Origin of the sequence: Slackia isoflavoniconvertens (assembly GCF_003725955.1) — a bacterium.
Classification (GTDB): Bacteria; Actinomycetota; Coriobacteriia; order Coriobacteriales; family Eggerthellaceae; genus Slackia; species Slackia isoflavoniconvertens.
This window is the reverse complement of record NZ_QIBZ01000001.1, coordinates 24,825-51,184: the sequence shown is the minus strand read 5'-3', so window position 1 is coordinate 51,184 and position 26,360 is coordinate 24,825. Positions and strand designations below refer to the sequence as shown.

The 26,360-nt window shown below is 58.3% G+C and carries 22 protein-coding genes; 5 read left to right on the top strand and 17 right to left on the bottom strand.

Annotated elements, in window-relative coordinates; all coding sequences use genetic code 11:
• Positions 1-182: 182 nt before the first annotated feature.
• From DMP05_RS00205 to DMP05_RS00190, 4 genes are all read right to left on the bottom strand, one after another.
• Positions 183-1,385, bottom strand: a complete 1,203-nt coding sequence (locus tag DMP05_RS00205; protein WP_244594975.1) for an MFS transporter — start codon at positions 1,383-1,385, stop codon at positions 183-185.
• A gap of 248 nt (positions 1,386-1,633) precedes the next feature.
• On the bottom strand, positions 1,634-4,180 hold the full coding sequence (locus tag DMP05_RS00200; protein ID WP_244594974.1) for a homocysteine S-methyltransferase family protein: 2,547 nt from the start codon (positions 4,178-4,180) through the stop codon (positions 1,634-1,636).
• Positions 4,181-4,222: 42 nt separating this feature from the next.
• Positions 4,223-5,053: a deoxyribonuclease IV gene (locus DMP05_RS00195; RefSeq protein ID WP_123218654.1), complete on the bottom strand. Its 831-nt coding sequence runs from the start codon at positions 5,051-5,053 to the stop codon at positions 4,223-4,225.
• A gap of 192 nt (positions 5,054-5,245) precedes the next feature.
• Positions 5,246-6,892 (bottom strand): FAD-binding protein, encoded by a 1,647-nt coding sequence (locus DMP05_RS00190; RefSeq protein WP_123218771.1) that lies wholly within the window; start codon positions 6,890-6,892, stop codon positions 5,246-5,248.
• Between the two features lie 286 nt (positions 6,893-7,178).
• Here DMP05_RS00190 and DMP05_RS00185 point away from each other — a divergent pair, with 286 nt between their 5' ends.
• The 4 genes from DMP05_RS00185 to DMP05_RS00170 all read left to right on the top strand — a co-directional run bounded on the left by DMP05_RS00185 (position 7,179) and on the right by DMP05_RS00170 (position 10,759).
• On the top strand, positions 7,179-8,648 hold the full coding sequence (locus tag DMP05_RS00185; protein ID WP_123218653.1) for a helix-turn-helix transcriptional regulator: 1,470 nt from the start codon (positions 7,179-7,181) through the stop codon (positions 8,646-8,648).
• A 165-nt stretch (positions 8,649-8,813) separates the two neighbouring features.
• Complete coding sequence (locus tag DMP05_RS00180; RefSeq protein ID WP_123218652.1) at positions 8,814-9,194, top strand: GntR family transcriptional regulator; 381 nt, start codon at positions 8,814-8,816, stop codon at positions 9,192-9,194.
• Between the two features lie 12 nt (positions 9,195-9,206).
• Positions 9,207-10,088: an ABC transporter ATP-binding protein gene (locus DMP05_RS00175; RefSeq protein WP_123218651.1), complete on the top strand. Its 882-nt coding sequence runs from the start codon at positions 9,207-9,209 to the stop codon at positions 10,086-10,088.
• Positions 10,085-10,759, top strand: coding sequence for an ABC-2 transporter permease (locus DMP05_RS00170; protein ID WP_123218650.1), 675 nt, complete (start codon positions 10,085-10,087; stop codon positions 10,757-10,759). Before DMP05_RS00175 ends, DMP05_RS00170 begins: the two co-directional genes overlap by 4 nt.
• A gap of 167 nt (positions 10,760-10,926) precedes the next feature.
• Here the strand turns inward: DMP05_RS00170 and DMP05_RS00165 are convergent, their stop codons facing one another.
• The 13 genes from DMP05_RS00165 to DMP05_RS00105 all read right to left on the bottom strand — a co-directional run bounded on the left by DMP05_RS00165 (position 10,927) and on the right by DMP05_RS00105 (position 23,622).
• Complete coding sequence (locus DMP05_RS00165) at positions 10,927-11,193, bottom strand: hypothetical protein (RefSeq protein ID WP_148039667.1); 267 nt, start codon at positions 11,191-11,193, stop codon at positions 10,927-10,929.
• 9 nt (positions 11,194-11,202) lie between these two features.
• Positions 11,203-12,225 carry a cytochrome d ubiquinol oxidase subunit II gene (gene cydB / locus DMP05_RS00160; RefSeq protein ID WP_123218648.1) on the bottom strand — a complete coding sequence of 341 codons (1,023 nt, stop codon included), beginning with the start codon at positions 12,223-12,225 and terminating at the stop codon, positions 11,203-11,205.
• A 2-nt stretch (positions 12,226-12,227) separates the two neighbouring features.
• On the bottom strand, positions 12,228-13,673 hold the full coding sequence (locus tag DMP05_RS00155; RefSeq protein ID WP_123218647.1) for a cytochrome ubiquinol oxidase subunit I: 1,446 nt from the start codon (positions 13,671-13,673) through the stop codon (positions 12,228-12,230).
• A gap of 398 nt (positions 13,674-14,071) precedes the next feature.
• On the bottom strand, positions 14,072-14,788 hold the full coding sequence (locus tag DMP05_RS00150; RefSeq protein WP_221182910.1) for a TlyA family RNA methyltransferase: 717 nt from the start codon (positions 14,786-14,788) through the stop codon (positions 14,072-14,074).
• Positions 14,789-14,856: 68 nt separating this feature from the next.
• Complete coding sequence (gene dxs / locus DMP05_RS00145; protein WP_123218645.1) at positions 14,857-16,749, bottom strand: 1-deoxy-D-xylulose-5-phosphate synthase; 1,893 nt, start codon at positions 16,747-16,749, stop codon at positions 14,857-14,859.
• 56 nt (positions 16,750-16,805) lie between these two features.
• On the bottom strand, positions 16,806-17,024 hold the full coding sequence (locus tag DMP05_RS00140; RefSeq protein WP_123218644.1) for an exodeoxyribonuclease VII small subunit: 219 nt from the start codon (positions 17,022-17,024) through the stop codon (positions 16,806-16,808).
• An 8-nt stretch (positions 17,025-17,032) separates the two neighbouring features.
• Positions 17,033-17,584: a transcription antitermination factor NusB gene (nusB, locus tag DMP05_RS00135; RefSeq protein WP_123218643.1), complete on the bottom strand. Its 552-nt coding sequence runs from the start codon at positions 17,582-17,584 to the stop codon at positions 17,033-17,035.
• A 20-nt stretch (positions 17,585-17,604) separates the two neighbouring features.
• On the bottom strand, positions 17,605-17,955 hold the full coding sequence (locus tag DMP05_RS00130; RefSeq protein WP_114614824.1) for an Asp23/Gls24 family envelope stress response protein: 351 nt from the start codon (positions 17,953-17,955) through the stop codon (positions 17,605-17,607).
• Between the two features lie 261 nt (positions 17,956-18,216).
• Entirely contained in the window at positions 18,217-18,786 is a 570-nt protein-coding gene (locus tag DMP05_RS00125) for a manganese efflux pump MntP (RefSeq protein ID WP_123218642.1), read from the bottom strand.
• Between the two features lie 482 nt (positions 18,787-19,268).
• A complete protein-coding gene (gene nrfD / locus DMP05_RS00120) occupies positions 19,269-20,150 on the bottom strand; it encodes an NrfD/PsrC family molybdoenzyme membrane anchor subunit (RefSeq protein WP_114614822.1) in 882 nt (293 codons plus the stop codon).
• A gap of 10 nt (positions 20,151-20,160) precedes the next feature.
• Positions 20,161-20,700, bottom strand: a complete 540-nt coding sequence (locus DMP05_RS00115; protein ID WP_123218641.1) for a 4Fe-4S dicluster domain-containing protein — start codon at positions 20,698-20,700, stop codon at positions 20,161-20,163.
• Between the two features lie 3 nt (positions 20,701-20,703).
• Complete coding sequence (locus DMP05_RS00110; protein ID WP_123218640.1) at positions 20,704-22,866, bottom strand: molybdopterin-containing oxidoreductase family protein; 2,163 nt, start codon at positions 22,864-22,866, stop codon at positions 20,704-20,706.
• Positions 22,867-22,905: 39 nt separating this feature from the next.
• The gene (locus DMP05_RS00105) at positions 22,906-23,622 is read right to left on the bottom strand and encodes a 4Fe-4S binding protein (protein ID WP_114614819.1); all 717 of its coding nucleotides are present in this window, start codon (positions 23,620-23,622) and stop codon (positions 22,906-22,908) included.
• Between the two features lie 263 nt (positions 23,623-23,885).
• On the opposite strand from DMP05_RS00105, the gene DMP05_RS00100 reads away from it, so the two are divergent.
• Positions 23,886-26,003, top strand: coding sequence for an aldehyde ferredoxin oxidoreductase (locus DMP05_RS00100; protein WP_123218639.1), 2,118 nt, complete (start codon positions 23,886-23,888; stop codon positions 26,001-26,003).
• Positions 26,004-26,360: the final 357 nt, after the last annotated feature.

Below are 26,360 nucleotides of genomic sequence, written 5' to 3'. Positions count from 1 at the left end.
AATTGCGAGCGCATACATGCTAAACGCCCGATAGCATACACGAAATTGCAACTATCGGGCGAATTTTTATACGAGACGATATTTTGCGGGCGCAAGCGATGCGTGGCGTGCAGGCCTTTATCGAAATGTTTTTCTTTGTCCAAACCGGCACATTCACGCATGCGCCCCCCCTTGCTTTCGCGCTACTCGACCGGCCTGGTGCGACGCATGGCGGGAATAAGGAACACGCAGGCAATCGCGACCGCCGCAGCGCCGATGAGTGCGCCCGCGAAACACACCGACCCCATGCCGAAAGCAGTGCTCACCGCGCCGCCCACCGCCGAGCCGCCGCCGATTCCCAAGTTAAAAATGCCCGAGTAAATGGCCGTGGCAACCGCCGCCGCATGCGGAGGCGCAAAGCGCAATATCTCAGACTGGTAGGCCACGTTGAACGACACGCCGCAAATGCCCCACAGCACGAACACCGCAAGCACCGAGCCCATGCCACCGAGCGCAGCGGGCATCATAAGCGCGAGCGCGAGCGCCACGCCGGCAAGCGAGGCGCGAATGTACCAATAGCGCCGGCGCTTGCCCACGTAGAAGCGCGCGAACAAAAAGCTGCCGATAACGCCCGCCACGCCAAACATCATGAGCGAGGTGGTGATGGCCTCGTCGGAAAGCCCGCCTATCTGCTGCAGATAGGGCTCCACGTAGCTGTAACCCGTGTAATAGGCCGTGGCAATGGCGGCCGTGCCCACAAACAGCGACAGCAGCACCGGGTTTTTCACCAGACTGGGAAGCTGGCTTACCTTAAACGGCTCACCCGCGCTCATTTTCGGCACGGCGAAGAAGAGCACTGCGAGCAGCGCAACCGTGAACGCCGCGATGCAGGCGAACGTCATGCGCCAGCCGAGAGCCAAGCCGATGACGCGTCCCAAGGGCAAACCGAGAATCTGAGCGATTGAAGAGCCCGTAACGATGGCGGAAAGCGCAATCGAGCGATGCTCGAGCGAGACGGCACACGCCGCGATGGAAGGCGCGATAGACCAGAAAATCGCATGCGCGCACGCGACAATGAGGCGAGCACCCATAAGCGGGAAATAGCCGGGGGCAAGCGCCGAGCAGAGCTGCCCCACGCCGAACACCCCGACCACCGCTAAAAGCAGTGGACGGAAGCTGAACCGCGATGTCGCCACCATAAGCGGCACCGACAACAGGCACACCGCCCACGCGTATGCCGTGATAAGAATGCCACCCGTCGCTTCATTCACGCCAAAATCGGCCGAGATGTCAACGAGCAGGCCGATGGGCATGAATTCCGACGTGTTGAATATGAACGCCGCCGCCGCAACCGAGATAATCGCCGCCCATTCGCGAGCCGTTATTTTCCCAGCATTCGATGCCACGCCTTCGCATCCCTTCTTCTCTGCGCAAGACAAACGGGCGCGTTCGGGAATCGCCTTCAGCATTCCACCGCGCGAACCGCCGCCTCGCATTCCGCTTTCTGAAGGAGTGGATTATAGAACAAGCCGCCAGGGGCAATAATCCCCCAGCGGCTTTCTTGCAGAAGGTTTACACGCGTAACGTCCCGACCTCAAGCTCCCCGCACAAACGCGAGGCGGCAATGGAGGTCGCGCCCATGAACGTGCGGTCTTTATGCGCCCAGCACCTCGCCGCAGACCTTCGCGCTTTCGGCGGCGTCTTTGCAGTAGTAGTCGGCGCCGACCATTTCAGCGTATTCGGCGGTAATAACCGCACCACCCACGAACACTTTCACATCGGGCGCCTGCTCGCGCAAAAGCGCGATGGTGTCTTCCATACCACGCACCGTGGTGGTCATGAGCGCCGAGAGGCCCACGAGCTTGATATCGTGCTCGCGCACGCAATCGAGCACGGCCTGCGGCTCCACATCACGGCCCAGGTCATATACCGTGTAGCCGTAGTTTTCGAGTAGCATGCGCACGATGTTCTTACCAATATCGTGAATGTCGCCCTTCACCGTGGCGATGGCAACCGAACCCTTATCGGCAACAGCCCCGCTGCCGCCCTGTTCTTTGATGACATCAAAGCCGGCTTTCGCCGCTTCCGCCGACGCCATGAGCTGAGGCAGGAAGAACTTGCCTTTCTCGAAACGTTCACCCACATCATCGAGCGCAGGAATCAGGTGGCCGTTGATGACCTCCATGGCGTCGCACGTTTCGAGCAATTTCGAAACCGCCTCGGGCATGTTGGCCTTACGGCCCGTGACCACGAAACGGCGCAATCCGAAATCGGCCACATCGTCGAAGGCGTCGCCTGCTGCGGGCGCAGGCGCCGAGGTGCTTCCCTGCACCGTCGCCGCTCCGGCAGCGCCGGCCACGGCCGACATGCTCTTGTTCGCGTATTCGGAAATGTAGCCCTGCGCCGAGACGTCTTGCCCGCACAACACGCGCCACGTATCGACGATTTCGCGATAGCGCGCGGAAAGCGGGTTCAGAATGGGCATGTCGAGGCCCGCCGAAAACGCCGCCGCCAAGAAGGTGGCATTCACGATTTCGCGCAAAGGCAGACCAAAGCTCACGTTTGATACGCCGAGCACCGTGCGCACACCCAAGCGCTCCTTCACCATCGTGATGGCGCGTAAAATCTCGACGACTTCAGCCTGATTGGTCGACGCGGCCATAACCAGGCAATCGATGAAGATATCGCTGCGCGGGATGCCGTATTTATCGGCTTCTTCCACAATGCGCTGAGCCACGGCGAAGCGGCCCTCGGCTGTAGGAGGTATGCCCTGCTCATCGAGCGCGAGGCCCACAACCGCGCAGCCGTAGTGTTTGGCGATGGGCAGCACGGCATCGAGGCTTTCTTGCTTGCCGTTCACGGAGTTGATAATCGGCTTGCCCGAATACACGCGCACGGCAGCCTCTACGGCAACCGGATCCGACGAGTCGATTTGCAAGGGCAAAGGCGACACGCCCTGGATTTTGCCCACGAGCGACACGAGCGTCGCCGCCTCGTCGATTTCCGGCAGACCGGCGTTCACGTCGAGCGCGTCGGCACCCGCTTCCGTCTGGGAAATGGCTTCACCCAACACATAGTCGAGATTACCCTCGCGAAGCGCGGCCTTGAGCTTCTTTTTGCCCGTAGGGTTGATGCGCTCGCCAATGGTGGCAACGTCGCGGCCAGCCAGAAGCGTGGCATGGCTCGCCGATGTAATGCCACACGCGGGAGCCACGTCGCGCTCGACGGGCGCGCGGCCCGCCACGAGCGCTGCCTCTTTCGCGATATAGTCGGGATTCGTGCCGCAACAACCACCCACGACCGACACGCCTTCGTCGACCATTGCCGCCACGGCTTCGATGTATTCATCGGGCGCCACCGAGAACACGGTTTTGCCATCGACGATACTCGGCAAACCAGCATTGGCCTGCACCATAACGGGAACCGTGGACGCCTTGAGCATTCCGCTTACCATAGGGCGCAAGTCGTTGGGACCAAGCGAGCAGTTCACGCCCAAAACGTCAACGCCAAGCGATGAAAGCACGATGGCTGCGATTTGAGGACTCGTGCCCAAAAACGTGCGGCCGTCTTCGCCGAACGTCATCGTGGCGAAAATGGGCAAATCGGAGTTTTCCTTCGCAGCAAGAATGGCGGCCTTCATCTCAAGAAGGTCGGCCATGGTTTCGATGATGAACAAATCGGCCCCAGCCGCATCGGCCGCACGTACCTGCTCAGCGAACAGTTCATACGCCTCATCGAAGGGCATTGTGCCGAGCGGTTCGAGCAGCGCGCCCGTAGGGCCAATATCGGCTGCCACGTATTTCGCGCCCGACGCCTTGCCACACGCAATGGCCGCCGCGAATACATCGGCCACGCTGGCAGCATCGCCAAGCTTGCGGCGGTTCGCGCCGAAGGTGTTGGCGGTCACGACTTCGCTTCCCGCCTCCACATACTGGATATGAATACCCGTGATTTCCTCGGGATTCGTAAGGCATAAAAGCTCCGGAAGCTCGCCCGCCTCAAGCCCCGCCTGCTGCAGCATGGTTCCCATCGCGCCGTCGAATACCAAAAAACGCTCGCCGCGCAGCACAGCTGCCATGGTTTCGTCGCAGCGCACAACACGCATCGCGCGCGTGGGATTATCGTTGATAGGCGTCATAACGCGTCCCCCTTCGAAATGAATGCGGCCATTATCGCGCAGAAACGAACGAAGGGCCTCCACATTGACGGCCCTTCACGCGACTTTCTATCAATTGGCGCAAAACTATTCGGCAAGGCTGCGCAGCAAGGCGATTTCCTCGGCATAGCCAGGCAGTTCATTGGGGGTTTCCAGAATAAACGGCAACTCGCGCAGCGCGGGATGGTTCACGATACGCTCGAATGCCTCAACGCCGATGAAGCCTTGGCCGATTTTCTCATGGCGGTCTTTGTGCGCGCCGCAAGGGTTTTTCGAATCGTTGATATGCACTGCGCGCAAGCGCGACAGCCCCACCACGCGATCGAATTCCTCAAGCACGCCATCGAGGTTGCCCACGATATCGTAACCGCCATCCCATACATGGCAAGTATCGAGGCACACGCCTACGTGGTCGGCAAGTTCGACGCGCTCGATGATCGCCGCAAGTTCCTCGAACGTGCGGCCCACTTCAGTACCCTTGCCCGCCATGGTTTCGAGCAGCACCGTAGTGGTTTGTTCAGGTGCAAGCACCTCGTTGAGAAGGCCCGCAATGAGTTCAATGCCATGTTCGGCACCCTGCTTCACGTGGCTGCCCGGGTGAAAGTTGTAGTAGCTGTGCGGCACGGCTTCCATACGCGCCAAATCGTCTGCCATGCACATGCGGGCGAATTCGCGCGCCTCGGGCTTAGCCGAGCAAGGGTTGAGCGTATAGGGGGCATGCGCCACCAACGGGCCAAAGTCGTGTTCGACCATGAGCTCGCGCAATGCCGCGGCATCGGCCGCGTCAATCGCCTTGGCCGAGCCGCCGCGCGGGTTGCGCGTGAAAAACGCGAACGTATTCGCGCCAAGGGAAAGCGCCGTGCGCCCCATGGCCGCAAAACCCTTCGAGGTAGACAGGTGGCATCCAACAGTGAGCATAGAATCCTCCGCCGAAACGAGCAATCATACGCGGCATGCGCCGCACGCATTCGATGCCGCATTATAGCCCCTCTATAAGGAAAACGGACCGCACCATGTGCGGTCCGCTTTCAAGCTTCGGCTGAAGCGAGGGAGGGAGAAACGCTCAGCCGACAGGGGATATCGTAAATGCGGGCGGTGCGCCCTTCTCGCTTAAAGGTTCGCGACGTATTTGCCCATGACGTAGCCCTGGGTATGCGCACGGCCGAGAGACAGACCAGGCATCCACATCGTGTAATCAATGCCGCAGTAGAAGTCGCCTGCGGTGTTGCCGATGGCGTACAGGCCTTTGATGGGTTCGGTGGAGTCGGCCTTCAGCACTTCCATGTGCTCGCCGACATGCACGCCAGAGACGATGGCCGACACGCGAACCTTGCGGTGAATGCCATAGAACGGCGGGGTGTCGATCGTGGTGAGCCACTTGCCATCTTTACCGAAGTCTTCGTCTTTGCCTTCGGCCGCAAGCGCGTTGTAACGCTCAACGCTCTTCTTGAATGCGGCGGCATCGGTAATGCCCAGCTTCTTGGCCAGCTCGTCAAGCGTGTCGGCCTTGAAGGTTGCGACCTGGTCTTCGTACACGCCCTTCTTCTCGCCGCTTTCCTCGGGCATATACGCCTTCAGCGCATCGGGGTCGAACAGCTTGCCCGGCCACTTCTCGGCCTGCGTCATGTAGTTCGAATCGAAAATCTGGCAGTAATTGCCCGCATCCTCCTCGCTGCGCAGGAAGCAGTTCATGCGAGACATACCAGCGGTTTCGTCGGCGAAGCGCTCGCCGTTCATCTTCACAGCCAGGAAGGGCATGTCGCACATAGAACCCGGACCGGCGTCGAAGTCGTGCAGCATCTTGGTATGGGCAATCGGCTCGATTTGGCCGCCAGCCCACACGGCCATCTTAATGCCGTCGCCAGTCTTGTTGTTCTGCTTGCGACCCAAGTAATGCAGGTCGGGCAGATAGTAATCCATCATCTCGTCGTCGTTCTGGTAATCGCCCGTGGCAAGAATAACGCCCTTCTTGGCATTGAACTGGATATTGCCATCGGCGCCCTTGGCGATAACGCCCGTGATGCCGCTGTCGGCATCGCCCACGAGCTGCTTCGCCTCGGTGTTATAGAAAATCTCGACGCCCTGCTCTTCGGCATAGTCGGCCAAGGCGCGCATGCCGTCGCCCGTGTTATAGGGCTTCGGGCCGAAATCGATGGACAGATAGCTCAACGGATACCCATTCACGGTTTTCACCGCAGAGGTCCACTTTTTGGTCGTATCGGAAACCTGGGCGCCGACCTTCTGGGCAAGCTCGAAGATCCACGTAATCGCCTCGCCGGAATTTTTGGCCCACAGTTCAACTTGGGCACGGTTGCCGCGGAATTGGTGCTCCTTGAGCAGCGTCGATACAACAGCGGAAACGCCCGCGGGGTCGGAACCGTCAAGAAGAATGCCCGTAGCGGTATTACCCTGAGAAATCGCAGTCGCTTCTTTCTGGATAAGGGCAACGGTCGCGCCAGCCTCTTTGGCGGAAATCGCGGCAGGAACGCCTGCAGCGCCAGCGCCGACAATCACGACATCGTATTCCTTTGTTTCTTTGATATCGGTAATGGGGTCAGGCGCAGAAAGGAACGACGGCGTGCCAGCGCGATAATGGCCTGCGATATCGTTGACCTTCTTGTCGTCGGCGGCGGCGTTTCCGCCTTCCGATTTCTTCTCGCCAGAAGGCGAGCAGCCCGCGAGCATCGAAGCGCCCATAGCGCCAGCGGCTGCGACTCCACCGATTTTGAACAAATCCCTACGGCTCATTTCCTTCATGATGAAACCCTCCTTGTTCATTCTCGTTTCGACGGAGCCCTGCACATTGTGCGATCCCTTTTGCCCCGTCGGCATAGCTGCACCATATGCCCGAAAAAAGGCTGCGTAATCGACCGCACAGGGCAGATTCTGGGTTTAAATATGTAACACGCCCCTATAACACCCCAATTGAACAGTCGTTTCTTTCTTTCTACAACAACTGTTTTATCCAGCTTGCTGTCCTGCCGCAGCAATGAGAGCCCTATAATGGTGGGCAAGGTTACGTGCCAGGAGGGGTTTAGGCACCATGAGAAATCAAAAAGATCGCGTCATACGCAACGCAAACGTACCTTTTAGCTCGGCGGGGTTTTTACCGCTCGCTTTTTTGGGACTCGGCATCTATCGCGCATGGATCGAAATCGTCTTCGTCGGATCGTTCGTCGACTTCCCGTCGGCACACTTCGCGACGCGAGACCTCTTCGATATTGTTATGAGCATCGTTCTTTTGGGCTGCGCGCTGGGAGCGCGCAAGGTTTCCCCGTTCTATTCGAAACACGCCGCCTGGGTGCTTTGCGGCACGCTACTCACCCTCGCAACCGTGTGCACGTTTTCATCATTGTTCTATCCAGGAATCGCCGAACACCTTGCCATCGTCGCGTCGATTGCGGGCGGCATAGGCATTGCGCTCATGATCCTTATTTGGAGCGAGCTCTATGGATGCATGAACCCCATGCGTGTGGCCTTCTATTATTCGGGGTCAATTATCGTAGGCGCCCTCATGATATATATCTACCGCGGTTTCGCCATTCCATGGCTCTTCGTCATGACCTCGATTTTGCCGATATTCTCGCTTTTGTGCGCCGCCCGAAGCTTCAATGTGCTTCCGGGCGACAATCTGCCAAGCACCACATGGGCCAAGTTCTCCGTGCCTTGGAAAATCATCATCCTTATGGCGATTTACGCTTTCGCCTACGGGCTGCTCGAGAAATACCTCTATGCAGGCACGTTCGGCCCCCATTCGGCACTGGGCACCGTCGCGGCCGCGCTCGTGGTTATGGTGGGCGTTGTTCTGCAGGGCAAGAACTTCGACTTCGGCACCATATACCGCACGGCCCTGCCGCTTATGGCGGGCGCGCTCATCATTCCTTCGGCATTGGGCCTGTTCGACTCGTTCTGGGGCAACTTCTGCGCCACCGGAGGCTATACGGCATTCTCGATTCTCATCATGCTCATTCTGGCCAACATCTGCTACCGTTACGGCGTTTCGGCGATATGGCTCTTCGGCATTGAGCGCGGCGTTCGCGCGCTCTTCATGATGCTCGGACGCTACGTCGATGCGGGCATCGACGCCATCGCGCCCTCATCCCTCAACGGCGACCTTGTGTCTTCGGGCGCCGCCCTTCTCGCCATCATCGGCGGCACGGTCATCCTGTTCTCGGAACGCGAGCTGGCAAGCCGCTGGGGCGCGAAGTTCCTCTATGCCGAAAACGGCAGCGACCCCATTGAAAAAAGACATGCGCTCGTCGATCGCTGCGATGCCATCTCGAAAGAAAAAGGCCTATCGGCGCGCGAGCAGGAAGTTTTGCTGCTGCTCGCACAACACAAAACGATTTCCGATATCGAAAATGAACTCATCGTAGCCAACGGCACCGTCAAAGCCCATATACGCCATATTTACCAAAAGCTCGACATTCACTCGCGCGAAGAGCTGTTTGAGATTTTGGGCACGAAGACGTGCGAAGAGAAACAAACAGCCAATGACGAGGATTGTTTCTAGCCTCAAACAAAGCGGGTTTCTTCAATAGCGAAGAGGCAATCAATACAATTGAATATATCGCCTGATGAATCGTCCAATTCGATTTTGTTCGAAATTTGGCTTGCGCAACTGTGCATAGTGTATATATACTGTGCTTACCGGTTATATACACGTAAAGGAACCATCGTGGACATCATCCTATCCAACTCGAGCGACAAGCCCATCTACGAGCAAATCGCGTCGCAGATTCGAGCGCATATTTTGGCGGGCACGTTGGTGAGTGGCGAGAAGCTGCCATCGATTCGCGCCCTTGCAAACGGGCTCGGCGTGAGCGTCATTACCACCAAGCGCGCCTACTCCGATTTAGAGGAAGCGGGCTTCATCGAAACCGTCCAGGGCAAGGGCTGCTTCGTCGCAGCAGGCAATCAAGGGCTTCTGCGCGAAGAAGAACTGCGACGCATGGAAGCGCTGCTCGCACAAGCGGCGGCGCTCGCCGAAACGCTCGGCGTTACCCGCGCCGATCTGCATAAGGCGCTTGACCTCGTAGCCCCCGAAACGCATGAATAGAAAGGCGGCATCATGGCGAACCTTTTGGAAATCAAAGATGCACAGCGCCAGATTGGCGACAGCTTCGCGCTGCGCAACGTGAACCTTGCCGTAGCGCCAGGCGAGATCGTCGGTTTCGTCGGCGCAAACGGCGCGGGCAAAACCACAACTATTCGAGCCGCGTTGGGGCTCATGAAACTTGATGCCGGCGAGGTGCGCCTGTTCGGCGAGCCCTTCGGCCCGAATGCGCCCGACAGCACACAGCGCCACGTGCGCTCACGCATCGGCGTGGTGTTCGACACCTGCCCCTATCCAGCGGAATTCACCATTGCACAGATGGAGCGCTGTCTCGCGCCCGCCTTCCCCACCTGGGACAAAGCGCAGTTCTGGCGCCTCGCCGAGCAGTTTTCGCTTTATCGCAAGGCGAAAGTGAAGGATCTCTCCCGCGGCATGGGCATGAAACTGCAGCTTGCCGTGGCGCTTTCGCACAAGGCCGATTTGCTCGTGCTCGACGAAGCCACCGCGGGGCTCGACCCCATCGCTCGCGACGACGTACTCGCCACCTTGCGCGAATTCGCCACCCAGGAAGGCCACGGCGTGTTGCTGTCGAGCCATATCACAAGCGATTTGGACCGCATTGCCGATCGCGTTGTGGCCATCGATGACGGCCGCATCATTTTCAATATGCCTCGCGAAGAAATTACCGACATGGCAGGCGTCGCCCATTGCACTGCAGAACAGGCTCACACGATTCTCGAATGCGTCGAAGAAGCGCTCGTTGAGCGACGCGAATTCAGTTGCGACGTGCTCGTGCCCAACCGCTTCGAGTTCTCCGAAGCATTTCCTGAAATCCCCTGCGACCACGCATCAATCGAAGACTACCTGCGCTTTACGTTGAAAGGAATCACACAATGAAAGCGGCATTGAAATCGGAATTTGTCATCTTGAGCACCTTCATGCCGGCATTCGCCGTGATACTCGTGCCTGTTTGTGCCATTATGGCGTTGGCTATGGGCAATTGCATTCCAGCGGTCGCCTGCGTGAGCGCCATGGTTCCTATGATTTCCATGTTCTCGCTCACCTCATATGACGACCAAAACGGCTGGAAACGTTATCGTGCATCGCTGCCTTTCTCACGTCGCGATGTTATTGCCGCGCGATATGGCTCGATTCTTCTCGCGTCCCTCATCGCCGCGGCGTGCGCGACGATGCTTGGCATCGCGCTCAATGCCATTTTGCCCTCGTTCGTCCACGAATTCGAAACAATGCCAACGACCGAGGTGGCAGCAGGGTCACTTTTCGCAACTTTCTCAGTGGTTATCATGGTGGCCATTGGCGAGCCGTTCCTCATCAAATTCGGCGCCACGAAAGGCGTACGCTATTTCATGTGCTTCGCCGTTCTCTTTTTCTGCATTTGCCTCGCGATGCTGAAGCAGACGTTCGACCCCATGCTGCTGCACAATCTCGACACCTGGGCCGATGCCCACTTAAGCCTTCTGTTCGTTTCGCTGACCGTCGTATCGCTTGCGCTCTTCGCTCTAAGCTGCGCCATAAGCACGACGATTTACCAGCGAAAAGACCTCTAGCTATCCGCATCGAAGCAAACCAACCCAACTCGGCAACTTCATTCAGCCCCTCACACAAAAAAGGCGAGCCGTCCAAAACGACTCGCCTTTCCTTACGGGTGGCACATTGTCGCGATTTTGCCCGCCGCCACGCACAAGGCGCGAAGCGGCAGGGCGCCAGGGCACGCTTACTCTCGCATGTTCTGCTTCGCCTTGATCGCGAAAAGCGCCGATGCGCCTATGAGCATCACAACTGTCGCAACCAGCCCCACCGTTGGAGCTTTATAGCCCACGAGCATCACGCCAATGCCAAAGATCGCCATGCCTACGCAGAGCATCGAGAGCCATTTCTCGTAGAGGCGTTTTTCCGATGCACCCCCTTGCTCATTGGCAGAGCTCCCCCGCTCCCCAACAACGCTCCTGCGCCTTTGAGAGGCACCCTTCTTGTTCGCCATGCCGCCCATTTAAGCCACATCCTCTTCAGCAATGCGCCCGCTGAACACGCGATAGGCAATCACGTGGTACACCAGCACCAACGGCACGCCGATGCAGGCAATGCCCGTCATCCATGCGAGCGACGTATCGGACGACGCGGCGTTCATGAGCGTAATGGATTCGCCCACGCTGCCAGGTGCCGCAACAACTAAATTCGGGAACAACGACACCGCAGTCAACGCCACCAAGCATACCGCCGCGATTGATTGCAGAACGAAGGCGGCCAGATCGTTGCCCTTTTTCGCCTGAGCAATCGATGCCGCAATACACACGACGAAAGCGATGGCAAAAATCGCACCCGCGACCAGCATGCCCGGGGCGAACTGAGGTTTCACCACGGCAAATGCAAGCACAGTCGCCACCACGAACAGCGCGAGGGCCACAACGTGCCACACGCGACGCTGCTTTTCCGCACGCCCATGCACTGCGCTCGTGCGTTCAGTCTTCAGCGCCACCCATGCAGCACCCGCCGCCATGCACATCGCAAATCCCAGCGCGCCAACGACGAGCGTAAACGGCGAAAGCAAGCCAAGCAGCGGCACGCCCGCATAGTCGCCGTTCGCCGCAAGCGGCACGCCGGCAATCACGTTGCCGAGCGCCACACCTAACAGCAGGGCAGGCAAAAACGAACCGATTGTAAAGCACGCATCCCACGCGCGGCCCCACTTCGGGTCGTGCGCGCCAAACTCAAGCGAGACCGCACGCACAATCAGGCCGAAGAGCACGAGCATGACCGCCAGGTAAAACCCCGAAAACGTCGTGGCGTACGCCGCGGGAAACGCAGCAAACAGCGCGCCGCCCGCCGTGAGCAGCCACACCTCGTTGCCATCCCACACAGGGCCGATGCTGCGACGCACAAGGGCGCGTTCGGCGTCGGTTTTCGCAAGCGCACGATAGAGTACGCCTACGCCCAAATCGAACCCATCGAGCACGAAATAACCCGCGATAAGCACGAATATCAAGAAAAACCACAGTACAGCGAGAGCGCTCATCGCTATTCACCATCCTTTGCATCGCAGGTCTTCGCAGCAGGCGCTGCCGGTGCGGCGCTCTCAACAGCCGCAACGGCATCGACGGGGCCGCGCTTAATGAAGTGCGAAATCACGCGCACCCAGCCAATGAACAAGAACGCATACACCACTGCGAACAAAGCCAGCGTGAGCAGCAGCTCGGGCGCCGATACCGCCTGCGATATGGCGTTATTCGTAAGAAGGCTCACGCCATCGGGACCCGACGTCGACGGATACACGACCCATGGCTGGCGGCCGACTTCGGCGGTAATCCAACCAACCTGAATGGCAATAAACGGGAACAGAGGAGATACGACGAGGAGCTTCTGTAGCCAACGCATGGTGGCAATGCGCCCACCACGCATCGAGAACGCAATCGCAAGAATCGCGGTGAGCATAATGAGGCCATACATCGCAACCATCAGGTGATACGACTGGAACACCAAATTCACCGGCATGTCGGCGACGTTCATCTCGCCATACTTTTCGGTTTCGGCGAGCGAATTAAGGCCGGCATATTCGGCATCCCACGTGCCCGTTGCCAAGAAGCTCGTGCCGCCAGGAATTGCGAACGGAGTAATGACCTGCTGGCTTTCTTCGTCAACCCAGCCAAAAGCGTACAGCGGCGGCACCTCGTCGTTATACATGCCTTCCATCATGGCCAGTTTCGTGGGCTGCTCTTCCGAAACCTCCACCGCCGAAGCATGGGCCGTCACAATCATCACGCACGATGCGACGATGCCTACCACGGCGCCAATGCGCACGGTTTTCATCGCAAAATCGGAGTGCTTGCCCTTCAGCAAATACCACGCTCCAACCGCCATGGACACGAATGCGCCCAAAATGAGCAGCGCCACGATCACGTGCGTATAACGCGGCAGAATCGAGGGATTGAAAGCCGCCGCAAGGAAATCGGTGATAACGGCCTTCGAACCATCGCTCGCAAGCTCGGCGCCAGCCGGCGTTTGCATCCACGAATTGGCGATCAGAATCCACAGCGCGCTCAAGCACGAACCCGCCCACACAAGCCACGCCGACACCGTGTAGAACTTAGGCGACACTCTCTTTTCGCCAAAGAGAAGAACACCAAGGAAAACCGATTCCAGGAAGAAGGCGAACAGGGCCTCGGCGGCAAGCGGCGCACCGAAAATATCGCCTACGAAGCGCGAGTAATCGGCCCAGTTGGTTCCAAAAGAGAACTCCATGGTGATACCTGTCGCAACGCCAATGGCAAACGTCGCCGTGAAGATGCGCACCCAGAAATGCATGGCGGCGCCATCTTTTTCATCGCGGCTTCGATAATACTTCGTCGCAAAAATCGCCGTGATAAGGCCCAAGCCTATCGAAAGCGGAACGAATATGAAATGGTAGGCCACCGTTACCGCGAACTGAATTCGCGAGAGCAGCGCCACGTCAAACAACGCATCCATTTCCTTACCCCCTTGTGTCGTTGCTTATATGTTAACAACTAGATATCATATTAGACCGAATAAAAGAAAAATGGAATACTAATTAGGAATTTATATCATTAATTTCGGAGAGGACAGAGCGACAAAAGAAAATCGCCTTTTATGGCGGTCATCTTCTGTATGGATTGTTTAAAAGACGAGTTCGAGCGAGACGCTCTTGACCCCGATCGCACGGCACCAGGGGCGCACCCAAGTGGTGCAGCGGTACGTACGTGGCAACGACGGAAGCTAAACAACGGCGGCATCCGAGCGGCACGACCGCGCGCGAATCAACGCTCGAATGCCGCGAACGACACCCCCAACGGCACGGGCGGCGTTCACTTCAGCGCACACCGTGCCTCGGGCTCGCGACATGCAACCTATGCCTGATAGACGGCCTTAACAAGATATTCCACGTTGCCCTCAGCACCCTTGATGGGGCTTTCTACCGCGCCCTCAATCGAGAAGCCGACTGCAGCGAAAGCATCGGAAACTTCCTTCACGACGCGCAGTCGAACCGATTCATCGCGCACGATGCCGCGGTCGGTTTCGTCGTGGGCGCTTTCGAACTGGGGCTTCACGAGCAGCAAGCACACCGTGCCAGGCGCGCACAATGCAGCGAATACGTCGGCCAATCCGGCCAAGCCAATGAACGACAAATCGGCCACGACGATATCGAACGGCGCGCCAAGCTCGGCGGGAACGGCCGTTTTGATATTCGTGCGCTCGAACACGCGCACACGCTCATCTTCGCGGAGCTTCCACGCGAGCTGTCCGTAGTTCACGTCGACGCACGCGACTTCGGCGGCGCCCGCCTGAAGCAGGCAGTCGGTAAAACCGCCCGTCGATGAACCGATATCGATACAGCGTGCGCCACGCACATCTTGAGCGAACGCATCAAGCGCCCCTTGGAGCTTGTGCCCGCCACGGCTCACATAGGCGCGACGATTGCGCACAAACACATCGGCATCGGGGCTCACCAATACCGCAGCGCTTGTAGAATACACGTCATTCGCACGCACCTCATGCGCGAGAACCGCGCGCAACGCTTCACCCCTATCGGCGAAATAGCCGCGCTCAATGAGCAAATCGTCCAAGCGGATTTTCTTCTGTTTCGGTTTTTTAGGTTGCGGCGCACCCGGCTGCGCAGTTTTCTTCGCCACGCCTACAGCTCCGCGTATTTCTCGCGAATGCGAGCAGCCATGCCGCACGAATCGATGCCGAGCATATGGTGCAGCTGAGGCACCTTGCCCTGCTCAACGAATTCGTCAGGAATGCCAAACGTGAGCACGGGCGGCACCTGCGCCGGCGGGTTTGCGGCAAGAGCCTCCAGAATGCCTTCGCCAATGCCGCCTTCAATGGCGCCTTCTTCAGCCGTGCACACGAGCTTGCATTCGAGCGCGGCCTTGCGAACCGCCTCCTCGTCAAACGGCTTAATCCAACGCATATCGACAACGCGCACGGAAACGCCTTCCTTGGCAAGGATATCGGCGGCGCCTTCCGCCTCTTGCACCATGCGACCGAACGCGAGAATAGCCACGTCGGAACCTTCACGCGTCGTGCGAGATTTGCCCTCTTCAAGTACCTGGGGCACAGCGGGAAGCTCGACGCCCCGCGCTTCGCCGCGCGGCCAACGAAGAATAACCGGGCCCTCGAGCGCCAAAGCCGTATGGAGCATATGCACGAGCTCGGCCTCGTCGGAAGGAGCCATCATGCGAACGCCAGGAACCATGCGACCATATACGATATCGAACACGCCGTGGTGCGTAGGGCCATCGTCGCCCACGAGCCCTGCGCGATCGAGGCAAAACACCACATTGGTATTCGCAAGGGCATTATTGATTACGAGCTGGTCAAACGCACGCTGCATGAACGTCGAGTAAATGCACACGACGGGCTTTTTCCCGCCAAGCGCCAAGCCACTCGCAAGCGCGACGGCATGTTCCTCGGCAATACCCGTATCAATAAATCGCTTCGGGAATTTCTCAGAGAACGCGGCCAAGCCCGTGCCATCTTTCATGGCAGCCGTGATGGCGACAATATCGTGGTCGCGCTCGGCTTCAGCGACAATAGCCTTCGAGAATACGCTCGTGTACTTCGGGGCGGAGCTTGAGCCCTTCTTCACTTCGCCCGTCGCGATGTCGTATGGCCCAATGCCATGGAATTTGCTGGGGTTTTCTTCGGCGGGTTCATAACCCTTGCCCTTCTTGGTGACCACATGCAAAAGCGTGGGACCGTCGGCCTTAAGACACACGCGCAACGCGCGCTTGAGCGCGGCGATATCGTGACCGGGAATGGGTGCCGTGCACGTGATGCCGAGCTTTTCGAAGAGCATCTCGCCCGGAATGACCATTTGTTTGAAGGAATCTTTCGCGTTGCGGCCCAAATCGACCAGACCGCGGCCAAGCGGACCGCTTGCCTCGAGTACGCTTTGCACCGAATCGCGCGTACGCGTGTATTCGCGGCTCGCACGCTTTTCGCCCAAATAACGAGCGAGCGCACCTATGTTGCGCGAGATAGACATCTCGTTGTCGTTCAGAATAATGACCATGGGCGTTTGCAACTGGCCCAGCTGATTGAGGGCCTCAAACGCCATGCCGCCCGAAAGCGACGCATCGCCGATGATGGTAACGATTTTCTCATCGCCGCCATTCAGATCGCGTGCCATAGCCAGGCCCAGCGCCACCGAAACCGAATCGGACGCATGGCCGGAAGGGTGCACGTCGTATTCGCTTTCGCTCGCCTTTGGGAAGCCAGACATGCCCCCGAATTGGCGCAAAGTGTCGAACTCGCCCAAGCGGCCCGTAACGAGCTTATGAGCATACGACTGGTGGCCCACATCGAAAAGCAGCTTGTCATGAGGGCAATCGAGCACGCTGTGGCATGCCAGAATAAGTTCGACTACGCCAAGGCTCGGCGCCACATGGCCGCCCGTTTTCGACGTGGTCGTAATAATTTGCTCGCGAATTTCAGATGCAAGTATGGAAAGCTCCTCGTTGGTGAGGAGCTTCAAGTCCGCGGGGGACGAAATCATATCGAGAATGCGATGGCTCTCCATTAAGGAACTCCCAATCTCCGTATTCAAATTCGGCACCTCGCGGATGCCTTGCGCGCCTAGCGCTGCATCGCGCCTTCCGAAGAAGGCGCATCGCTATCGGAGGCGTCAAGCGTTTCGAGCAGTTCGGCCGCCTTCATGCCCAGCTTCACGGCCTCATCGTACAAATCGAGCGCCGCATCGAGCGGCATATCGTCGCCACGCACCTGCGTCGCGATTTCATCGAGACGATCGCGAATCTGCGTGAACGCCTCGCGATCGAGCGATTCCAAGCCCATAGCGAGCCTTACTCGACGTTTTCGGCCGAATCGGCTTCAGCGGGCTTAAAGTCGGAAAGAATGCCCATCGTGGGAATCTCGGCGGGCGCAGCCTCGGCAACGCCTTCAGAGGCCTCCTCGGTCGGAGCCTCCGCGGCAACATCCTGCTCGCTTTCAGACAAACGAGCCAGGCGACCCAAAATGCCGTTCACGAAGCGATGGGAATCGTCTTCGCCGCCAAATGCCTTGGCGAGCTCAACGGCCTCGTTGATGGCGACAGACTGCGGAACGTCGTCAACGTAGCGCATCTCGTAAACAGCGAGGCGCAGAACGGAGCGGTCGACCACGGGCATGCGGTCGATGGCCCAGTTTTGCGAGCTTTCGCCAATCGCGCGGTCGAGCTCGGCGCGATGCGCGGAAACGCCGCACACCAATTCGCGCGCATATTCATTCGCCTTGGCCTCTTCGGGGACCAAGCCTTCGTCGACCAGCTTGTCGGCGGGCACGCCAGTGATTTCACTTTGATACAGAATCTGCACCGCAGCGCGACGTGCGAGAATTCGTTTAGATACGTTGCTCATGCGAATTGGAACCTTGCTAACTAGTTATTGAAACGGATGCCGTCGACATACACATCGACCGACGATACGGTGAAACCGACCTGTGTTGCCACAGCATCGGCGACGGTTTGGCGAACGGCTTCGGCAACCTGCGGAATGGGCTTGCCGTAGAAGACGTCGATATGCACAGCTACGTCGACGCCCTGCTCTTCGTTCATGCTCACATCAATACCCTGGCCAGCCGGCTTTGCGGCGAAGCGGGAACGCAAGCCCGTGAACGTAGACGAGCCAACGCTGGCAACGCCCTCAACCTCTTTGGCCGCGATCGCGACGATGGTTTCCATGACTCCGGGGGCCAGCCCCAGTCCGTCGACATACAGCTCTTCGCTCATGGCGCAATCCTTTCGGCCGATTGATTCATATAGGCAACCTAGAATTGTACTCCAATTCGCGCGCATTCACGGTAAGACCGTAAGAACGCAGGCAGAGACACATTCGCACCAAAATCAGTGAAAGCGGCCGGCGAATGCGGCTCGGGCGAAACCAAGGCGACACGCACTTTCAGTGCGCGAGTCGAAGGCCGAATCCAAAATGCGCTGCCATGGCCGCTTACAGCGCCGGCAACTTATGTCGTTCGCCAGAACGGCGAAACCTTAGAACATCGCCTTGATGCCGATAAAAACGAGCACCACGCCGCCGACAATCTGTGCGCGATCGCCCAGCAAATGGCCGAAGCGCTTGCCGATGGCCAATGCCACAATGCAGCAGAGGAGCGTCGTAACACCGATAATGCTTACCGCGGGCGCTACGGCAACGCTCACTGCGCGCAGGCTCACGCCCACAGCGAACGCATCGATGCTCGTAGCTACGGCCTGCACCAAAATCACTTTGAGCGTCAGCGCGTTGTCATTTTCTGAAACTTCCTCTTCCCCATCACCGCCGCCGCGCAGGGCGCACGCGCCTTCTTTAATCATATTTCCGCCGATAAAGCCAAGAATCACCAGCGTGATGATGCCCGAGTACGTTTCGATGAAGTCGCCCACGACGCCGCCCAGGAAATAGCCAAGCAGCGGCATTCCCGCCTGGAAGACGCCGAACGCGACCGGCAGCGCAAGCAAGCGTGCGCGCGAGGCGTTCGGATAGCAGAAGGCGTTCGAGATGGTTACGGCGAAGGCGTCCATGGACAACGCAACGCCCAAAAGAACGATCTCTACGATGCTCATGTTCAGTTGTTCTTTCGAATAGGCTCCCGGGTTCGCGATAAAAGTTCGCGAGAAACTGCCCGATTGCAGCGTACAGGCCACCCCGCCTGCCGCCCGCAGCATATGATTGCGCGATTTTACCACCCAGCGGCCCCAAAATGCGAAAACTCCACCCGTTGCCCGAAAGCCGTTAAATGCTCATAGCGTTTGCCGGTTGCTGGCCGCGCTCCCACGAAGCCCGAGCCATTAGCTTTGAGGACCCGTCTTGGTGGACCCGTTAGATGCCCACGTTAATGCTCGTAGCGTTCAACAATCCAATTGCCCACAAATATCAAAACCATTGAGTCGGTCTAAGAAAGGAAAGGGAAACATCTCGACCTGTTAAACGCTACGAGCATTTAACAGGTCGAGGGGCACAAAAAAGGGACGCTCGCCTTCAAAGCGAGCGCCCCATTCGCACATAGCGAAAACTTCGTTTACCGTTCGTCAGAACGGAGAAGCAACTACACCAAAGCCACCGGCAGCGCCGCAACCACGATAAGGAAGCGGAGCAGGAAGCCGCCGATAAGCACGCCCGCATCGGCAGCAGCGCCAATGTAGTGCGCCTTGGGGGTTTCCTCAAAGCCGGGCTTCGAGATGAACAAAAGCCACGTCTCAACCGCAGTAGGCGCAACCAGGCCAACCACGATGAAGCCAAGCCAGAACAAAACCGCCCAGTTGCCGCACACGAGGCTCATCACCGACTCGAAACCGGCAACGGAGTTGTAGCTCGTGATGAAGCACAGCGAAGCCACCAACACAAGCTCGATAATCGGGAAGCAATAGTGGAACTTCTTCAGCACTCCAACGCTATCGAATTCCTTGGGGAACTTCAGGCCGCCCACAAGCAGCACCGAAGACATGCCCGTGGAAACCGCCGAAACCAAGAACAGAATCGGCAGCAAAGCGTTGTTCCACAGCGGGAACGTCTGGCACACGCCGAGCAAAGCGCCCGTGTATGCGCCAACGCATACCGCAAACACCGAGCCCGCGATTTCAAGCCACACAGGCACCTGCTTCTTCAAGCAGTCGAGCAGAAGCGTGATAAGCGCGATAATCACGAATGCCGCCAGGAACACAACGCCCCAGGTCATAACCGAGCACGGGTTATGCAGAAGCAGCGCGAAACGCAGCGGGTTGTGCAAACCGGCCTCAGCGTCGAACATCAGCAAGAACAAGCCGATGATAACGACCACAGGAGCAATGATGTGGCCAGCGAAGCGCATGCCATGCGCCTCGGGATGCTTCCAGCGCAAGAACGCCGAAGTGATGAAGGCGCCGCCGCCCAAGCCTGCAAGGAAGAGGTACCACGCAATAGGTGCGCCCCAAACTGGTTCAAATGACATGTTCGCCCACCTACCTTACGTAGAAAATCTTGGACTTGGTCGCATCGCCCAAAAGCGGGGTCGCATGCGTCGCGGCAAGAACCTTGGAGACTTCCGAATCGGGGTCATCCAAATCGCCGAACACACGCACGCCTGCCGGGCACGCCGTCACGCACGTCGACATCTCGGTGCCATTGAGTGCGCTCACAGTGCAGAAACGGCATTTGTCGACCGCGCCCGTGCGCTCGTCAACCACACGCGCCTGGTAAGGGCACGCAGCCATGCAGTATTTGCAGCCGATGCAGCGACCATGATCGATGCACACGATGCCGTCTTCGTTGGTATACGTCGCGCCGGTGGGGCAAACCGCCTGGCACGGCGCATCTTCGCAATGCATGCACTGCGAAGGGACCACTTGCAAAGAAGCCGTCGGGTATACGCCCGTCTCAACTTCAGAAAACTTCACGAACGGCATGCTCGAAAGCAAATCGTTCTGATTCTGACACGCCAAGCGACAGGCGCCGCAGCCGATGCACTTGGTCGTGTCGATCACCATTCCGTATCGGGCCATAGCTTATGCACCGACCTTCCTGATCTCGACGGGCACCTCGCATACCATGCCCGCGCCGGTCGCAGCGTCGCTCGCGCGCGGTACGATGTCCCACACGCTTGCGCCATAGCCGGCTGCCTGCGCCATTTCCTTCGATTCAATGCCATAGTGAGGCGGTACGTACACCGCTTCTGGATTGATGAGGCTCGTCACGCGAACCTTCACGCGAATCTTGCCCGTAGAGGTAGAGAGCTCGGCCTCATCGCCGTCGGCGATACCAAAGTTGGTCGCCGTTTGCGGGTTGAGCCATGCACGCTCCGCACCGGAATCTTTCGCGAGCGCCGCAATTTTGTCGGCATCGGCAGTATACGTGCGCGTCTGCATGCTCTGGGCGCCCGTAATAAGACGCGGCATATGATCGTTGGGGGCAACCGTAGGATCAGCGTACTGAGGAACGCGAGCCAAGCCCGCCTTCTCGAACGCGTCGCTTGCAAACGGAATCTTGCCCGAATCGGTGCCAATGGCGGGAGCATCGCCCGCGAGCACCGAAGCACCGGGGATTGCGCAGCACGCGGTATCGTTCAAGCCGTCGAGCGTAATACCATAGGCCTTGCAGAAGGCATTGTTGACATCATCGAGTCCAAAGGCGAAATCGTCGCCCTTGCCGCACGCCTTCGCCAGATCAGTGAAAATCTGGTAGACGGCGCGAGCCTCGCCCGCGGGAGCCACGGCCTGGTTGCGCTTTTCTGCAACCGACCACTCGGCCGCGACAGGAGCAACAACGCTCTCGACCTCAAGGTAAGTCGCAGCGGGAAGCACATAATCGGCCTTCTGCGCGGTTTCGGTGAGAACCGAATCAATGACGACCTTGAAGCCAATGCCGGACAGGTTTTCTTCAACCTTAGCGGAATCGGCCCAGTCGGCCGCGGGGTCGCACTCAACGAACAGCGCCACATCGGCAGCGCCCTTGGCAGCGGCGCCCAATGCATCCTGGCAGCTCGCATTGCCAAGTTCTCCAGCCTTGGCAATGCCGTCGCCGGAAGCGGAAACCTTCGTGAACGGCGCGCTCTCGAAAACGCTCTCGTCCACAGCGGGGACTTTCGCCAGGAACATGCCACCCGTCTGGTTCACGGCGCCAAGCATGGCGTTGAGCAGCACAGCGCAGCGTACGGTCTCAAGGCTCGTCGCGTAGCCGCAGCCAAGCAGCGCGCCCGGGCGAACATCGACATGGCAATGCGGGGCGGCTTTCACGAGACCTCGCTCCGCGGAATAAATCGTGTCAAGCGACACGCCGCACTTCTCAGCAGCCCATTCGGGCGAATACTGAAGCATCGCAGCGTGGAATTCTTCGAAGCCTTCGCCATATTGTTCGACGAAGCTCGCATCGAAATCGCCCTTCTTGACGATGTCGCCCATGATGCCCAGCAAAAATGCCAACTCATAGCCGGGACGCACAGCGACCCACTCGTCGGCGAGCATATCGGCGCCAGCGTTGCGCGGGTCAACGGCCATTACATGGCCGCCGTTTTCGCGAACTTTCTGGAATTCCTTGACCTCGACCGGGCGCACCGTCTCGTCGCCACTCGCGTCGAGCAGCACGATGTATTCGGCGTTGGCGGTGTCGAACACCGGCGTCGTACCCAAAAGGGCCTTATACGCAGCATCGATATTGGCATTGGTAAGCGCGGAATCGTCATAGTAGTTCGGCGAACCAACAGAAGCCATGAAGCGTTTCGCATACCACGCATCAGTTGCGCGGCCATCTTGGAACAGCGCTACCTTGCTGCCCGCGCCCGTAATGTGGCTGGCGATGTCAGCAAGAGCATCATCCCAGCTCACCTTGGCAAAGCCACCTTTGCCGTCGGCTTTCATGGGCTCGGTCACGCGATCTTCGGAAGTCGTGAGCGAAGGCAGGCCCTGGCCACGGCCACACATATATCCGCCAGAATGCGGATGGCCTTCGGCGCCCATAAAGCGCCACAGTTTTCCACCGCGCACCCAAGCTTCGATGCCGCATTTATTCGCACAACCAGCGCACAGCGTCGCTTTGGTGTACGTAACCGAGGCATCTGAGCTTAAGGGCTCGGTTTGCGAGGAAGAACAACCCGTCGAGGTGCCGATTGCGGCCAAAGCCGCACAGCTGGCACCCGCGGCGAGGAATCCTCGCCTCGTCATCATGCTATCCATGATGTGTCCTTTCTCAAGCAAGTCAAATTGGTCGCGAGGTTAGGCCTCGGGGAACAAGGTCGACGTACGAACGATGCCCTTGTCGATCGCCTCTTGGGCGATGTCTTGCCAATCGACGAACTTGATAGCCCCGTTGGGGCACTGCACGGCACAACGGCCGCACGCGATGCACTTCGTGGATTTGCCAATAACCGGGTCGATTTGCGGCATGTTCCACGGACAAGCCTCGTGGCACAATCCACAGCCGATGCATTTATCGGTATCGACCACGCGCGCACCGGTCTCGGGATCGGCATAAATGGCATGCACCGGGCAGTTCTTCATGCAGGCTGCATCTTTGCACTGTTTGCAATGCTCAACAGTGAACTGGCAGTTGCGATAGATTCCGTCGGGGCCGTTTGAACCCTCGCCGAAGTTATAGTTCGGCCACACGCGCACACGCGCGGTGGTCTGGCATACGCGACCGTCGTTGCGCAGCGAGCACATCATCTCGCAACGTTGGCAACCCGAGCAACGGGCACGGTCGGTAACAATAAGCTTAGTCGGTGTAACGTTCACGGCCATGCGACCGCTCGCGATAGTGTCTTCGATGACGCCCCATTTCGCCAATGCGCCACCGGCGATAAGGCCAACAAGACCAACGCCAATGCCTCCGGCGACTACCTGGCGGCGAGTGAAGCCCTTGGGCGATTCCTCAGCTGCAGTTTCGGTCTGCGGCTCTTCAGGCAGGATCGCTTCCCCCTTCTTCTCGTCCATCGAGAGTTCCTCCTTTTTGCACTTCTCTTCGATTGACGCACGATTCCTTGCACGCTTCGCACGAATTGCATAATGGATGCCACCGCATGTGCCCTGTCCCCTGAAGGGGGATAAAAAGCCAGGTAAAGGAACAATACCCTGCAACAGGGTACAAACAGGGCACGGCTTGGGGCACACTGCATTCGACCACTAAAAGGGGGGTCAATCGCACACATGTCCTCGCACGCACGCTTCAATGTCACAGCAAAGACTTGGAGAAAGACATGGCAACTGAAAATGTCTCCTATGGTTGGCAGGGCAAGATTGCCCGAGTGAACCTGACCACGGGAGAAATCACCACCCAGTCCACCGACCCGTACAAATATTTCCTGGGCGGCATGGGCATGGCCAACAAAATTATGTATGACGAGGTTCCCGCGGGCACCGATCCGTTCAGCCCCGAGAGCAAGGTCGTCATGGCCGTCGGCCCGCTCACCGCTTCGGGCGTTCCGCTGGCTGGCCGTACCACCTTCTCGCATCTGTCCACCTACACCACCGATCATTTGGTTGTCGATTCCCACTGCGGCGGCATGATCGGCGCCAAGCTTAAGCTTGCTGGCTGGGATGGCCTGATTATCGAAGGCGCGTCCGACAAGCCCGTCTACATTAAGATTCTCGACGACAAGATCACCATCGAAGATGCATCCTTCGTTTGGGGCATGGGAACCCGCGCAACCACCGAGGCCATCTGTCGCAAAGATGGCAACAAGTTCTGCGTTGCAGCCATCGGCCCCGCTGGCGAGAACTTGCTTCCCTACGCATGCCTCATTAACTCGCGCAACCACTCCGCAGGCGCTGGCCTTGGTTCCATTTTGGGCTCCAAGAAGTGCAAGGCTATCGTCATCGAAGGCAACGGCAGCGTGAACGTAGCCGACCCGAAGGCCGTCGCCGAGCTTTCCGACTACATGATTTCCGACATCGTGGGCTCCAACAACAACCATGTCGTGCCTTCTACCCAGCAGGAATGGGCCGAATACTACGACAAGGGCAGCCGCTGGACGGCGCGCAAGGGCCTGTACTGGGCTCAGGCAGAAGGCGGCGCCATCGAGACGGGCGAGCCGAAGCCTGGCGAGCTCAACACTGTTGGCTATCGCTGCATGAAGTCTTACAAGGACGACGGCCCCGACGCCGAGAAGTACACCATTAAGATGAATGGCTGCCACAGCTGCCCGATTCACTGCTATTCCGACATGCGTATCCTCGGCTCCGCCGAGCATGGCGGCTTTGAAATCACGGGCAACACCTGCGTGCCGAACTTCCCGTACCTGTATATGATTGGCATTCTTGGCGAAAACGCCGGCGGCGTGAAGAACTTCAGCGAGTCTGGCGTTATTTGGAACCAGGCCATCGGCTCCACCGTGGACGATTTGGGCCTGTGGTGCAACTACGCACAGCTCTACCGCGACATCGCGCACTGCGTTGCCAAGGGCATCTTTAAGCGCGTATTGCCCGAGGACGAATACAATATGTTCGACTGGGACGCTTTCAAAAACGATGACCCGTCGATTATGGTGAAGATTTTGCGCCACATCGCTCAGAACGATAACGAAATGAGCTATCTGGGCCATGGTCCTATCGTTTGGTGCAAGCGCTGGAACGACATGGAATGGTTCGACACCACCGCGAGCTGCCTGATCAACTATCGCGGCTGGCCTGTGCACCATGCACATGAGTGCTTCGGCCAGGTTGGCGCTGTGTACAACATGATGTTCAACCGCGACGACATGATTCACTCCGCCGTTAACTTCCAGGGCTGCGGCCTGCCTATCGAGAAGAAGCGCGAAATCGCGAAGGAAGTCTGGGGCGGCGAAGACGCCATCGACGAGGACAAGAACTACACCCCGATGAACGAGCACAAGGCCAAGTTCTGCTGGTGGTCCATTGTCACCGACGTGCTGCATGACTCCCTCACCCTGTGCAACTGGGTGTGGCCTATGACCATGAGCCCGTCGAAGACTCGCGACTACCGTGGCGATCTCGACCTCGAATCGAAGTTCATGAAGGCAGTAACTGGCGAAGACATCACCACCGAGGAGCTCTACAAGCGCGGCGCAGCCATCATGACCCTGCAGCGCGCCAACACGATGCGTGGCATGGGCACGAACGACTTCCGCGGCGTGCATGATGTTTACACCGAGTGGCCTTTCACGAAAGATCCTGACATCAAGCCCTTCACCGCTGGCACCGATAAGATGGAAAAGGAAGATTTCCAAACCGCCCTTACCATGGTGTACAAGGAGTTCGGTTGGGACGAGAAAACCGGCGCACCGACCGCCGACAGCCTCGACAATTACAACCTGACCGACGTGAAGGAAGACCTTCAGTCCAAGGGTCTGCTCTAGGCATAACCCTGCGGGCGGCCCACCTCCCCTCACCGCCCGCTCCTTCTTTTGGAAGCCCGCCATTGTGCGGGCTTCCTTTTTATACAGACAACCATACTGGCAGGGATGTCAGGTACCTTGCTATGGACTCAGGCTTATAGGTTTATAGGCATGGATCCTGCCGATATCGAGAAAGAAGAACCGAGGACGGAATTCTCGCCTATGGGGCTTGTCTATGGGCGCAGAATCTTGTCTGTATCGAAAAAGAGTCGAAGACGGAATCTTTCCCACGGACAACACGAAAACGCAGACTTTGCCAGCGCGAATACGCAAGTCTTTATCCGACGAGCATGGACGCGGGCGCCAGAGTCTTGATTA